Raw genomic sequence first — 13,417 nt, 5'->3', positions numbered from 1 at the left:
AGAGATAAAAAAAACCGCCGCGGCGGTTTTTTTATGGGTCAGGCGATCAGATCTTGCAACCTTCGCAGTCCGCTTCGTCTTCGAGGAATTCAGGGACCTCTTTTACCTTCTGCGCCGCTTTTTCTTCGGCTTTCGCCAGTTCGGCATCGATATCAAAATCGAAAATATCATCACTCATCGCTTGGTCCTCATTCTGCTTCGCGTTCAAACGCTGAGTATAATCGACAAGCCGCTGGCCGGAAACCTTTCAGTTTGCCGCCGCCAGCTGCGATGGCTCATCCTGCGGCTTTTTTCCGTAGGCCATGTCGTACACGTCGTAGAAGTCGATTTCGCCCTTGTTGCCGATGATCACCCGCATCTTCTGTTTCAACGCGGCACCGATGGACGGCTCATCCAGCAGCTGTTGCACCGCATAAGGCGACAGCGCGCGGGTGAAGTACCACTCGCCGTTATAGCACACTCGCAGATCCAGCACCCCGATGTCTTCAAAGCGGTAGACCGGCCGGATCTCGATCAGCAGCATGGCGAACATGAACAGCACAAAGGCGGTGAAGCCGAGGAAGGCATACATCCCCATGTACGGCACCTGATACATCACGGCGATCACCGCGAAGTAACCGGCGAACATGGCAAGGCACAAATAGCGGTGAGTGCGGGCGAATTCGCTGTTGAAGCGCGGCTTGCCGTCGCGCCCTTCGCGCCGATTGATCTGTTCAATCTCTTTAACCAAGATGCTTTTAATCGCGTCCATCGTTACAACCTTATGCTGGAAACAGCATTGCCATCAAATCTCACCGCTAAAAGTAACACAAGTACAGTTTTGCCGGGTAGATCAGTTAACCAACTTAATGGCGGCAACTGTTATAGTTCGGCTTCAGCGCGGTTGAGCGGCTTTGCCTTGCGCAAACATGAACATGCGCTGGGCGACGTCGTCGGCCTGTTTGATTTTCTGCTTTTGCGGTTCGTTGCTGCGTTGAATGGCGCGGGCGTAGGCGATTTCATGGGCCTGATCGATCATCGCGATGATGCGATCACGTTCAGTCTTCTCCATATTGCCCAACATGGTGGTGATAATCGCCTGGTAAGCGTTGGACGCGGCGGTCAGCGCCTTCTCTCTCGCCTCGAGGGCGGCGACGCGTTGCAAGAGTTCCTGCAGTTGCTCGGAGTGGGACATATCGACCTCCTGTTGCCGGGCAGCAAGCCTGCCTGATTACAGTTTAGCAAAGGATCGAGAGAGAAAGAGGAAGGAAAGCCAGCGGTTACGGTAAAGCACACCCGAAAATCCCAACGAGGAGCCGATAGTGCAAATCAACCCGGGTGCGCTTTACGGTAAGCGCGATGAGATGAAGTGAAAGGAAGCTGGCGCGCTATGCAGGACTCGAACCCGCGTCTATCAATTTTCAAGCCAAAACAAGCCATTATAAAACCAATCACTCTGCCAACTGAGTTAATAGCGCGTTCCTTCGCTTCGGGGCGTTATTATCCATAACAATATTATGGACTCAAGCTTTTTTAGCATAATGCCCTGATTTTACGGATAAGTCTTAGGTTATCGCCAGCGTTATGGCCTTATGGCAGCTCAATAATCGGGTAATCGCCGGCGATAAGCGGCTTGCACAAAATCTTGTAGCCATCGCTGTCGAAATGGCTGGCCGCGCTCTGTAGCCGCTCCGCCTGCGCCAGATTGCCGACCGAGCCCAGATAAAACCAATTGTGGATCACATGGTACTGACGCAGCGTCTCGCCCTGCTCCTCCAGCGCCACGCGCCCGGCGAACGGCCAACAGGTGATGCGCAACTGCTCAAGCGCCGCGCTGAGCCGCAGCGCATGCTCCTGCGCCGACTCCACGCCACAACAGGCGCCCGCGCACTTGCGCAGGCTGTAGCGGAAACAGGCTCGCCCCGCCGGCAGCTTGTCGATCCCCAGCTTGCCGTAACATAAACGATGCTCGTCGGCGATGGCGCGCAGCTTTTCCAGCGCGGCGTGGCGATTGGCAAACAGCCCGTAGAGATGGGGCGTGACGGCGAAGTCGATCTCTTTGGCGTGAGCAATCGTCACCGCATCAGCCTGCAAGCGCAGCGCGCACAGCTGTTTCGAGCGCCGCAGACGTTTGTTGAACAGCGGCTGTTGTTGTTTGATCAACTGCGCCTCCAGCAGCAATGCGCCCAACTCACCGGCGGTCTCGATAAAGCTGATGCGTCGGGTTTGGCGCAGCATTTTAGCCTCGTCCTGCGCGCGGAAGTGCGCCATCACCCGGCTGCGTATATTGACGCTTTTACCGATGTAAAGCGGCAGGCTCTCGCTTTGACCGTGAAACACATACACGCCCGGCCCTTTAGGCAACGGCGCCAGGCAGGCGCGCAGGTGCTCCGGGTATTGATAAATGTCGAGTTCTGGCTCGAGGCGGTTTGGCATCATGGCGGTGGCATTATCCTGCTGATGAATGAATACTGGTTTTTTACCCAGTATAACGCCCAACGCAGCCGGTTGCACACCCGGCGGATAATAACTCACCGTGATCTTTAACGGGAAAGCCTTTACTATCCCCTTTCCAGCGGGAAAGCGCCTCACGTTTAGCGCCAGTTCAAGCTGGCGCTGCCATGATGGCAGACTGGAACCGCCGCTTTTATCGTTATGGAAAACCTGGGTATGTCATCACTGAAACTCCCCTCCCGCCGTCTGGCGTTGATCGCCGCCATCGTTTTCATCGCCGTCGCCGTCGCGCTGGCCATCTTTTGGCAACGCCCGCCGCAGCAGGATTACGTTACCGCGCCGGCCCGCCTGGGCGATATCGAAAACGCCGTGCTGGCCACCGGGCGGCTGGATGCCATCGAACGCGTCAACGTCGGCGCCCGCGTCTCCGGCGAAGTCAAATCGCTGAAGGTCAAGCTGGGCGATCGCGTCACCAAAGGGCAACCGATCGCCGACATCGACGATCTGCAACAGCGCAACGATCTGCGCAACGCCGAAGCGGCGCTGAACGTAGTCAAAGCCAATATGTTAGCCAAACAGGCCTTGCTGAAACAGGCGGAGTCGCGTTTCAAACGCCAGCGCCGCATGCTGAACGACGAAGCCAGTTCTCGGGAAGACTTCGAGACCGCCGAAGCCTCGCTCGCCACCACTCGCGCCGATCTGCAGGCGCTCAATGCGCAGTTGGTGCAATCGCAGATCGAAGTCGAGAAGAAAAAAATCGATCTGGGCTATACCCGCGTGGTTGCGCCGATGGACGGCATTGTTATCGCCGTGGTCACGCAGCAGGGACAAACGGTCAACTCCAGCCAAAGTGCGCCGACCATCGTCAAGCTGGCGCGGCTGGATATGATGACCATCAAGGCGCAGATCTCCGAAGCCGACATCACCCGCATTTCGCCGGGACAAAAGGCTTACTTCACTATTTTCTCCGATCCGGATAAACGCTACGACGCCACGCTGCGCACTATCGAGCTGGCACCGGAATCGGTGATGAAAGACGACTCGCTCGCCGGCACCAGCTCCGCTTCCGGCTCCGGCACCTCGAACGCCTCGGTCTATTACAACGCGCTGCTGGACGTGCCAAACCCGGAAAACCGCCTGCGCATCGCCATGACCGCGCAGGTGTCCTTGCTGCTCGGCGACGCGAAGAACACCCTGCTGGTGCCGATCCAGGCGGTGCATAAAATCGATGGCAAAGAGCAGCAGGTGCAGGTGCTGACCCAGGACCAGCGGTTGGAAACGCGCAAAGTGACCACCGGCATCACCAACAATGTCGACATTCAGATCCTCAGCGGCCTGAAAGCCGGTGAAACCGTGGTGCTGTCGCAGCCCGCCGCCAAATCGGCTGAGGATGGCATCTTCCTGTGAACGCGATCATCGAACTAAAAGGCATCAGCCGAACGTACACCAACGGCGGTCAAGCGTTAACGGTGTTGAAAGACATCGATCTGACCATCGCCGCCGGCGAGCTGGTGGCGATCATCGGCGCCTCCGGTTCCGGCAAATCGACGCTGATGAACATCATGGGCTGCCTCGACGTGCCGGATCGCGGCGATTACTACATCAGCGGCCAGAACGCCGCCCACCTGTCGCCGGACGAATTGGCCCGCCTGCGCCGCGAACATATCGGTTTTATCTTCCAGCGCTATCACCTGATGCCCGATCTCAGCGCGCTGGGCAACGTCGAAATACCGGCCATCTACGCCAACGCCCGGCGCGATCAGCGTCGGCAGCGGGCGGCGCAATTGCTGGCGCGGTTGGGGCTTGAGGGACGAGAAGATCACAAACCCGGCCAGCTTTCCGGCGGCCAACAGCAGCGCGTCAGCATCGCCCGCTCCCTGATCAACGGCGGTGAGATCATCCTGGCGGACGAACCGACCGGCGCGCTGGACACCCAATCCGGCCAGGAAGTGCTGGCGATCCTGAGCGAACTGAATCAGCGCGGCCATACCGTGGTGATCGTCACCCACGATATGAAAGTGGCGCAACATGCGCAGCGCGTCATCGAACTGCAAGACGGCAAGATCATCGCTGACAGCGGCCGCAAGTCGGCGTCCGGCCCATCGTTGCCGCCGCCGAACCGCAGCCGGCAAAGCGGCTGGCAACGCCTGATCGACCGCACCCGTGAATCGCTGCACATGGCGCTGAAAGCGATGAACGCTCATCGTCTGCGCACCGCGCTGACCATGACCGGCATCATCTTCGGCATCGCCGCCGTGGTCACGGTAGTGGCGCTGGGCGAAGGCGCCAAACAGCGCACGCTGGAAAACCTCAAAGATCTCGGCACTAACGTGGTAAGCATCTATCCGGGTCGCGATTTCTTCGACGACGCCATCGACAGCATCCGCACCCTGGTGCCGGCCGATGCCGACGCGCTGGCGCAGCAAAGCTTCGTCGACAGCGTCAGCCCGGAAGTAGACGCTTCCGACAGCATCCGTTTTCGCAGCAAATCCGCCACCGCCTCGATCACCGGCGTCGGGCGCGACTATTTCCGCGTTAACGGCGTCGAGCTGTTACAAGGCGTGACTTTCCGCGACGATCGTAATGCGCTGCAGGAAGTGATCATCGACGACAATGCGCGCCAGGCGCTGTTCGGCGATTTCGGCGTCGAGCCGCTCGGCCAGATCGTGTTTCTCGGCTCGGTGCCGGCCCGAGTGATCGGTGTGGCGAAAAGCAATCGCAACTACGCGCCCAATCGCATTACTGTTTGGATGCCCTACAGCACGGTGATGTATCGCATGGTAGGCAAACCGACGCTCAGCGGCATCACCGTTCGGCTAAAGGACAATGTCGCCAGCGAATCGGCCGTCACCGCTATCACACAGCTGTTGACCCAACGCCATGGCGTAAAAGATTTCCGTTTGTACAACTTCGATAAAATCCGAAAGTCCATCGAACGCACGTCAATGACTTTTAGCCTGCTGATCCTGATGGTGGCGTCCATCGCGCTGGTGATCGGCAGCCTGGGCGTGATGAACATCATGCTGGTCTCGGTGACCGAACGCACCCACGAAATCGGCGTGCGCATGGCGGTCGGCGCGCGGCGCAGCGACATCATGCAACAGTTCATGATAGAGGCGGTGCTGGTCTGTCTGATCGGCGGCGCTTTGGGCATCGCGCTGTCGTTCGCCGCCGGGTCGCTGTTCACCTCGCTGGCGGGCGGCATGTTCACCGCCATCTATTCCTGGCAAGCCGCCGCCACGGCATTTTTCTGTTCAACCTTAATCGGCATGATCTTCGGTTATCTCCCCGCCCGCAAAGCGGCAAGGATGGATCCGGTCGTTTCATTGGCCAGCGAGTAACCCATGAAAATTTTATCTCCCCTGGCGTTAAGCCTCGCCGCCCTGCTCACCGCCGGCTGCGGCAATGCCCTGAAAAGCGACTACCGGGCGCCGCAGGTCAACTATCCTGCGGGGTGGCAATACGCTGCCGACAACGCCGCGCCGACGCCGTTCGACTGGCGCGATTTCCACGATCCCGAGCTCGATCGTTGGCTGCAACAGGTGATGGCGAGCAATAACGATCTGGCCGCCGCCGCGTTGCGCGTTTACCGCGCGCGGCTCGAGGCGGAACGCGTCGGCATCAGCACCGCGCCCGGCGTCAGCGCCTCATTAGGCAGCAGCATTAATCGCCCGCTGTCCGAGTCCTCCGCGTGGAATAAAACCAGCAACGCGTCGCTCACCACCAGCTATGAGGTCGATCTGTGGGGCAAGCTGGCGCGCCAGCGCGACGCGGCCGAGTGGAGCAGCCAGGCTTCCGTGCAGGATCTGCAGGCGGCGCGCCTGAAGCTGTTGGCCGACGCCGCCACCAACTACTGGCGCATCGGTTTTCTCAATCAACAAATCAGCGTCAGCCAGGCGAGCATCGCCTATGCCAAAACGACGCTGCGGCTGGCCAACGCCCGTTATCAGGCCGGCAGCATCTCGGCGCTGGACGTAGTGAATGCGGAACAAAACTTGCTGACTCAGGAACGCAGCCTGGTGGCGTTACAACACGATCGTCAACAGGCGCTGAACGAACAGGCGGTGCTGCTGGGCGCGCCATCAGGCCAGGCCACCATCGCGCCCGCGCGCCTGCCGACGACGGCGATGCCGCAGATCAACACCGGCATTCCCGCCAGCGTCCTGAGCCGTCGCCCGGATCTCAGCGCTCAAGAGCTGCGGTTGCGCGCCGCCCTGGCCAACGTCGATGAAAAACGTCTGCAATACTATCCCGCGTTCAGCCTGACCGGTTCACTGGGCGCCAGCAGCAGCGCGCTGCTGGAATTCCTGCGCAACCCGACGGGCAGCCTCAGCGCCGGCCTGACGCTGCCGTTCCTGCAGTGGCGGCAAATGGGCGTGGAGATCAAGATCGCCCGCAACGACTATGAACAGCAAGTTCTGGCCTTCAAGCAGGCGCTGTACAAAGCGATGGGCGATGTGAACAACGCGCTGTCACTGCGCACGCAGCTGCTGGCGCAGGAGACGCAGTTGCGCGCCTCATTGGCGTTGGCGCGTAAATCGGAGCGGTTGAACGAGGTGCGTTACCGACAGGGCGCCGTCACCATTACCGACTGGCTGAACGCTCAGGAACAACGCCGTCAGGCGGAACTGGCGGTGGATGAGAACCGCTTCGCGCAGTACCAGAATCTGGCGAAAATCTATCTCGAATTCGGCGGTTCATCGGCGCCGTAATCTCACCGGCCTGGCCACCTGGCCAGGCGTTTTTTTAGCGGCGAACACATCAATTTTTCCTGTTTTATCTCCCGTATTCTCTATACTGGAAACACCATCAATCAGCCGAAAAATCGCCAGATCGCACAATTATCAGACCATTCTCGCACCAAATCGGTGCAAACACTTAAGTTAAACTGCTGGATTTGATCGCCGCAAGATATAACGTTAAGCTATAGATGCAAAATAATTAGTCACCTAAATGACATAACATCGGCATGAGCGACGCTATTTTGTGATCCACATCTCAACTTAAATGTGGATAATGAATCGTCTTGAACCGCGATTCGATTAGCCGATTTGATAACTCGAAAACAACAGTGAACGGAGATTACGCTTTCACGAACAACGAATAATTCATTAAGGGATGATTATATGAAGTTAAGAAAAAAACGACATAAACCGATGCACATTAACGACATCACCATCATCGATGACAGCAAACTCAAGAAGGCCATTACCGCCGCGGCCCTCGGCAACGCAATGGAGTGGTTCGACTTCGGCGTATACGGCTTTGTCGCCTATGCGCTTGGCCAGGTCTTCTTCCCCGGCGCCTCTCCCGGCGTGCAAATGATCGCCGCACTGGCGACCTTCTCCGTCCCCTTCCTGGTGCGTCCGCTCGGCGGTCTGTTCTTCGGCGCCATGGGCGACAAGTTCGGCCGTCAAAAAGTGCTCTCGGTCACCATTATCATCATGGCGGTCAGCACCTTCTGTATCGGCCTGATCCCGTCCTATGCGTCGATCGGCATCTGGGCGCCGATCTTGCTGCTGCTGGCCAAACTGGCGCAAGGCTTCTCCGTCGGCGGTGAATATTCCGGTGCGGCGATCTTCGTCGCCGAATACTCACCGGACCGCAAACGCGGCTTTATGGGCAGCTGGCTGGACTTCGGCTCCATCGCCGGCTTTGTGATGGGCGCAGGCGTAGTGGTGCTGATCTCCAGTATCGTCGGCGAAGCCAACTTCCTCGACTGGGGCTGGCGTATCCCGTTCTTCATCGCCGCGCCGCTGGGCCTGATCGGTCTCTACTTGCGCCATGCGCTGGAAGAAACCCCGGCGTTCCAGCAGCACGTGGACAAGATGGAGAAAGAGGATCGCAACGCCATCGAGAATCCGCCAAAGACCTCGTTCAAAGAGATCGCGGCCAAACACTGGAAAAGTTTGCTGGTGTGCGTCGGTATCGTGATTTCCACCAACGTGACCTATTACATGCTGCTGACTTACATGCCGAGCTACCTGTCGCATAACCTGCACTACTCGGAAGATCACGGCGTTCTGATCATCATCGCCATCATGATCGGCATGCTGTTCGTGCAGCCGGTGATCGGCCTGACCAGTGACCGCATCGGCCGTAAGCCGTTTATCATCGGCGGCAGCATCGGCCTGTTGGCGTTGGCGATCCCGTGCTTCATTCTGATCAACAGCAACGTCATCGGCCTGATTTTCGTCGGCCTGCTGGTGCTGGCGGTGCTGCTCAACTCCTTCACCGGGGTGATGGCCTCCATCCTGCCGGCGATGTTCCCGACGCACATCCGCTACAGCGCGCTGGCGATTTCGTTCAACATTTCGGTACTGATCGCCGGTGCGACGCCGACCGTTGCCGCCTGGCTGGTGGAAGCGACCGGCAACCTGTACATGCCGGCCTACTACCTGATGGTTGTTGCGGTGATCGGTCTTATCACCGGTCTGTACATGAAAGAAACCGCCAACAAGCCGCTACGCGGCGCGACGCCGGCCGCCTCTGACCGCTCCGAGGCAAAAGAGCTGCTGCAGGAAACCTACGACAACATCGAACAGAAAGTCGAGGACATCAACGCGCAGATCGCCGAACTGGAAAAGAAAAAACAGATCCTGATCGACCAGCACCCCAAACTGGACTGATTCGCACTGACAAGCAAAAACCACCCGCCCGGGTGGTTTTTTTTGCCTGGCGTGCACAGAGTGGTAACTTGACCCGGCGGATGCCGAAGGAGAGATGAATGAATCAGTTTCAGGAGATGGCGACCTATATCGCCGTGGTCGAGGCCGCCAACATCAGCGCCGCCGCCCGCCGCTTGGGCACCACCAAGTCGGTGGTCAGCAAACGCATCCAGCAGTTGGAGACGCGCCTTGGGACTGTGCTGTTCGAACGCGGGAAAACGCTTGGGCTGACCGACGCCGGCCATCTGTTCTATCAGCGCGCCGTTCTCATATTAAGCGAAGTGAGCGATGCCGAAGAGTCGGTGCGAACACTGCACGGCCAACTGCAGGGCCCACTGCGGTTAACCGCGCCGATGGCGTTCAGCATCCGCTATCTGGCGCCGCTGTTATCCGCCTTTATGGAACAATACCCGAACCTCAATCTGGACGTGGAGTACAGCGATCGCCTGGCCAATCTGAATCAGGAAAATTTCGACGTCGCCATCCGTATCGGCGCCTTGGCGGATTCCGACCTGATCGCGCAGCGCATCTGCGCCAACCGTCACTTGATTTGCGCCAGCCCAGCCTATCTTGCGCGTCAAGGCACGCCGACGCACCCGCAACACCTGCAACAGCATCAGGGGTTGCTGTATATTCACCGCGAGCCGACCGGCATGCTGCAACTCCCCATCGAAGGCGAGATCCGATCGTTTCGTATCGGCAAACGCCTGCGCACCGATAATGCTTTTCACCTGCTGGCGGCGGCGAAAGCTGGTTTGGGCCTCGCCATCCTGCCCGCATTTATCGCCGCCGACGCGATACGCGCAGGGGAACTGCGCATTGTGCTGGCCGCCTATTCACCCGACGGCGGCGACATTTCCGCCGTCTATCGCCGTTCAAAACGCGCATCCCCCAAGATCAAGGCGCTGGTGGACTTTCTGAGCGAGCACATTGGCCCTACGCCCAGCTGGGAAACCGCGCTGTCCCCTTTCCTGACGTCAACCTGAAAGGTTCGCAGAACGCGAACGGCAGGTTCGAATTTCGCCCGCTTGTCGCTTTTATCTCCGGGTTTTAGTCTGCAGAACACACCTTCCGCCCGCTCTGGAGACTACGCCATGAAAGACCTGTCACGCCGTCAGCTGATATCCCAAACGCTGGCCGTTTCAGCCGCCGCCACGCTCAGCGCTTGCGCATCGAGTTCCGCGTCGGCGGCGCAAACACAACCGGCCCAACGCGCCAGCGAGCCATCCACCTTCGACGTGATCATCGTCGGCGGCGGTTCCGCCGGCGCGGTGATGGCGGCTCGCCTCAGCGAAAACCCAACGCGCCGGGTCCTGCTGATAGAGGCCGGACACAGTTACGCGCCCTACGATTATCCGCGCCTCATCGCGAACAGCGACGTGCTCGGCGCCAATGGCGACCCGGAATTCGAATGGGGATACCGGACAGAACCCGGCTATGTCAGCCACGCGATCGGCGCCATCCGCGGTAAAGTCCTGGGCGGCAGTTCAGGCGTCAACGGTGCCGTGGCGATCCGCGCCCGCCCGGAAGATTTCAACCGCTGGGATCTGCCGGGATGGGGCTATCAGGACCTGCTGCCCGCCTTCAAAAAACTGGAGACTCGTCATGGCCTGCACGACCGCGCAATCCATGGCGATAGCGGCCCCTTTCCCGTCGTGCAACTCACATTGGATGACATCACGCCAATGCAACGCGCTTTCGTCGCCGCCACGCGCGCCAACGGCTATGACGCCATCGACGACTTTGACGGCCCTTCAGCCAATGGCGTCGGCCCCTACCCGATGAATATCATCAACGGCGTGCGCGTTAACACCGGCATGGCCTATCTGGATGAGAAAACCCGCGCCAGAGACAATCTCACCCTGCGTGCCGATACGCTGGTCGACCGCGTGATATTTGACGGGCAGCACGCGATCGGCGTGCGCCTGGCCAGCGGCGAAGAGATCCTTGCCGCTGAAGTGATTCTGAGCGCGGGAACCTACGGCAGCGCCGCCGTTTTGATGCGATCCGGCATCGCGCCTGCGCAACAGTCGAAGCGTCTGGGGATCCCCGTCGTCGCCGATTTGCCCGTCGGTGAAAACCTGGTCGATCACCCCTTTTATTACAATGCCTACGCAGCCCGCCCCGACGTCATCGGCAGCCAATCGCCGGTTATCGGCGCCAAGCTGTGGACCCGCAGCAGCCGGGCGGAACCGGAGGAGCTCGATCTGCACATTACCGCGACGCATCTGTTCCCACATGACCAAAGCCCCACCGGCGTCGGTTTTGTCCTGGCGGTGGCGCTGACTCGGCCGCAATCCACCGGACGCATCTGGCTGGAAAGCCGCGATCCGATGGCAGCCCCTCACATTGACCTTAACTTCCTGGCGCAAGAGAGTGACCGTGTTCGCTTGCTGGAGGGGGTTAAACTGGCGCGAAAAATAGGGCAAACCGCTCCGCTGTCTACGCTTATCCACAGCGAGCTTGCGCCTGCCGCAGACAGCGACGAGGCCATTCTGGCCTCGATGGCGGCGACGTTGGATACCTATCATCACCCGACCTCCTCCGCGCCAATGGGGAATGCCGGCGACCCGAAGGCGGTCGTTGACCTTCAGGGCCGCGTGCACGGCGTGCACGGGCTTCGGGTTGTCGACGCATCCATTTTCCCCGACGTGCCCTCCGTCGCCACTAATGTGACGACGATCGCCACCGCCGAGCATATCGCCCGCCACTATGCCTGATCGTTTGGCGGCAAGATAGGCTGTTGAAACCCGGCCGGTCACCCTGATGGCCGGCCTTCGCCATTCCACAGCGGCACAATCGAAATAACGGCGGCACATTTTATCCTGCCGGAAAACGGTGTTACCCTTGTGGCACCGTCACCTCTGCAAAACATTCTCATGGGCAAAATGGATCTTCCCGTCATCATCGGCATCCTGGTTATGCTAACCCTGTGGCTCGGCGTGCTCTTCAACATCGGCGATCTCAGCCTCACCATTTCGCGTCTGTTTCACTGGTTCGAAAGCCAGCGTGGATAACCTGGATTCGCGATAACGCAGTCGGCGAGCAAACATCGGCTATGATTGATAGACGTTACGTCATTTTCCGAGACTGTCGCTCGCGATAAAGAGGACCGCATCATGACCGACTATGTGTTCTACAATCAGATCCTGACCCGACTGGCCGCCAATCATCCCGGCACGCTGGATGAGAAAACTTACGAATTGTGGAAGCAGGACGCCACCAGCCCGCACGCCTTCGCGGATCCCTTCGCCTATCTCAAAACCAAGGGGCTGATACAGGCCTACGTGATGAGCGACATCGACGAGAACAACTATGATATCGATCCGCACCAAACGCGGATCACCGCCGCCGGTCTCGACTTCATCCGCAGCGGCGGGTTCAAATAAGACGCAAAAAACCGCCCAACGGCGGTTTTTTTACCCTAAAAAGCGTCCGGACCGTTTCAGGCGGGGAAAGGCCGATAAAAAATACGCAGCACTTCACTGTCGCCCTGGCGTAGAAAACCGCCTTCCGGCTGCCAGCGCAGATCGCGCGCCAGATTGAGATTCTCCCAGCCGACCGCGCCTCCCACGCCGATGCAAAGATTTTTATTGCCTGCGGCAAATCCCGCGCCGGTGCCGATCATGGCATGCAGCAATCGGGGCGAGGCCGCGTCGCGCATGGAGAATATCCCGATAAAACATCCCTGCGGCGCGCGCAGCATATCCGCCATGGTGCGGATCTCGGTATCGTCAGGGCTGACAAAATGTCTGTACTGCTTATCGAACACCGTCAGCCACAGTTGCTTGTATTTCGCCTTACTGAGCGCGCCGGAACGGTGGGCGCACAGCACCACCGCATCCCAACACATCTCCCCGCTGAGCGAAAGATACTCTTCCGTATTCTCCTGCGGCTTATCGGCATAATGCCGCGCAAATTCAGCGGCATTCAGATGCGGCGGCACGGCCTGTTTGGCGACGTCACTCTTGTAGCGCTTGAAATTCAACCAATGCATGGGAAGTCTCCTCTTCACCCGATAGATTAATAAATCCGCAGCCGTGAATAAGACGAGCCATCAAATCCAGCGCGTCGTCGGCAACGGCGGTGTCGTCGTCGTTCAGCCCCTGTTCCACCGCCCGCTCAATGGCGCTCATCACCGACGTCGCGCTGGTTTCTTCCCCTTGCGCTACCACGTCCAATACGGCTCTGCCGATCGCCAGACAAAGCTCATGATCAAACTCAACCTCTTTATACGGCTGCATACTCACCCCGATAAATTTTTACCCAAGAATACTAGACCACAATGACGCATCGCGCCTGCGGCCGTATCGCGG

14 protein-coding genes and 1 tRNA gene are annotated in these 13,417 nt (G+C 58.9%); 8 read left to right on the top strand and 7 right to left on the bottom strand.

Translation table 11 applies throughout. The features are described from left to right. Positions 1 to 46: 46 nt before the first annotated feature. From EDY99_RS24890 to cho, 5 genes are all read right to left on the bottom strand, one after another. Positions 47 to 178, bottom strand: a complete 132-nt coding sequence (locus EDY99_RS24890; protein WP_015377413.1) for a hypothetical protein — start codon at positions 176 to 178, stop codon at positions 47 to 49. 69 nt (positions 179 to 247) lie between these two features. Then, the gene (locus EDY99_RS06340) at positions 248 to 751 is read right to left on the bottom strand and encodes a YlaC family protein (protein ID WP_047026308.1); all 504 of its coding nucleotides are present in this window, start codon (positions 749 to 751) and stop codon (positions 248 to 250) included. Between the two features lie 123 nt (positions 752 to 874). After that, positions 875 to 1,174, bottom strand: coding sequence for a sigma-S stabilization anti-adapter protein IraP (locus tag EDY99_RS06335; RefSeq protein ID WP_033642650.1), 300 nt, complete (start codon positions 1,172 to 1,174; stop codon positions 875 to 877). 186 nt (positions 1,175 to 1,360) lie between these two features. Continuing rightward, a tRNA-OTHER gene (locus EDY99_RS06330) sits at positions 1,361 to 1,457 on the bottom strand. 112 nt (positions 1,458 to 1,569) lie between these two features. Next, positions 1,570 to 2,418: an excinuclease Cho gene (cho, locus tag EDY99_RS06325; RefSeq protein WP_033644249.1), complete on the bottom strand. Its 849-nt coding sequence runs from the start codon at positions 2,416 to 2,418 to the stop codon at positions 1,570 to 1,572. Positions 2,419 to 2,634: 216 nt separating this feature from the next. Here cho and EDY99_RS06320 point away from each other — a divergent pair, with 216 nt between their 5' ends. The 8 genes from EDY99_RS06320 to EDY99_RS06290 all read left to right on the top strand — a co-directional run bounded on the left by EDY99_RS06320 (position 2,635) and on the right by EDY99_RS06290 (position 12,490). Continuing rightward, entirely contained in the window at positions 2,635 to 3,840 is a 1,206-nt protein-coding gene (locus EDY99_RS06320) for an efflux RND transporter periplasmic adaptor subunit (protein WP_080280844.1), read from the top strand. Then, on the top strand, positions 3,837 to 5,774 hold the full coding sequence (locus tag EDY99_RS06315; protein ID WP_033642649.1) for a MacB family efflux pump subunit: 1,938 nt from the start codon (positions 3,837 to 3,839) through the stop codon (positions 5,772 to 5,774). The genes EDY99_RS06320 and EDY99_RS06315 overlap by 4 nt, the downstream gene beginning before the upstream one ends. Positions 5,775 to 5,777: 3 nt before the next feature. After that, entirely contained in the window at positions 5,778 to 7,145 is a 1,368-nt protein-coding gene (locus EDY99_RS06310) for a TolC family protein (protein ID WP_060659676.1), read from the top strand. A gap of 414 nt (positions 7,146 to 7,559) precedes the next feature. Next, the gene (gene proP, locus EDY99_RS06305) at positions 7,560 to 9,062 is read left to right on the top strand and encodes a glycine betaine/L-proline transporter ProP (protein WP_025302375.1); all 1,503 of its coding nucleotides are present in this window, start codon (positions 7,560 to 7,562) and stop codon (positions 9,060 to 9,062) included. Positions 9,063 to 9,160: 98 nt separating this feature from the next. Then, the gene (locus EDY99_RS06300; protein WP_033642647.1) at positions 9,161 to 10,087 is read left to right on the top strand and encodes a LysR family transcriptional regulator; all 927 of its coding nucleotides are present in this window, start codon (positions 9,161 to 9,163) and stop codon (positions 10,085 to 10,087) included. Between the two features lie 108 nt (positions 10,088 to 10,195). Continuing rightward, positions 10,196 to 11,821, top strand: coding sequence for a GMC family oxidoreductase (locus tag EDY99_RS06295; RefSeq protein ID WP_123061585.1), 1,626 nt, complete (start codon positions 10,196 to 10,198; stop codon positions 11,819 to 11,821). A 129-nt stretch (positions 11,822 to 11,950) separates the two neighbouring features. Beyond that, positions 11,951 to 12,118, top strand: a complete 168-nt coding sequence (locus EDY99_RS24515; protein ID WP_164489247.1) for a hypothetical protein — start codon at positions 11,951 to 11,953, stop codon at positions 12,116 to 12,118. Positions 12,119 to 12,220: 102 nt separating this feature from the next. Then, positions 12,221 to 12,490: a hypothetical protein gene (locus tag EDY99_RS06290; RefSeq protein WP_033642645.1), complete on the top strand. Its 270-nt coding sequence runs from the start codon at positions 12,221 to 12,223 to the stop codon at positions 12,488 to 12,490. 56 nt (positions 12,491 to 12,546) lie between these two features. Here the strand turns inward: EDY99_RS06290 and EDY99_RS06285 are convergent, their stop codons facing one another. Both EDY99_RS06285 and EDY99_RS06280 read right to left on the bottom strand, forming a co-directional pair. Further along, positions 12,547 to 13,098, bottom strand: coding sequence for a hypothetical protein (locus EDY99_RS06285; RefSeq protein WP_060659680.1), 552 nt, complete (start codon positions 13,096 to 13,098; stop codon positions 12,547 to 12,549). Next, positions 13,064 to 13,345 (bottom strand): hypothetical protein, encoded by a 282-nt coding sequence (locus EDY99_RS06280; RefSeq protein ID WP_033642643.1) that lies wholly within the window; start codon positions 13,343 to 13,345, stop codon positions 13,064 to 13,066. Before EDY99_RS06280 ends, EDY99_RS06285 begins: the two co-directional genes overlap by 35 nt. Between the last annotated feature and the right edge of the window lie 72 nt (positions 13,346 to 13,417).

The sequence above is a fragment of the Serratia sp. LS-1 genome (assembly GCF_003719595.1).
GTDB classification, from domain to species: domain Bacteria; phylum Pseudomonadota; class Gammaproteobacteria; order Enterobacterales; family Enterobacteriaceae; genus Serratia; species Serratia ureilytica.
This window is presented reverse-complemented; position numbering and strand designations above follow the sequence as displayed.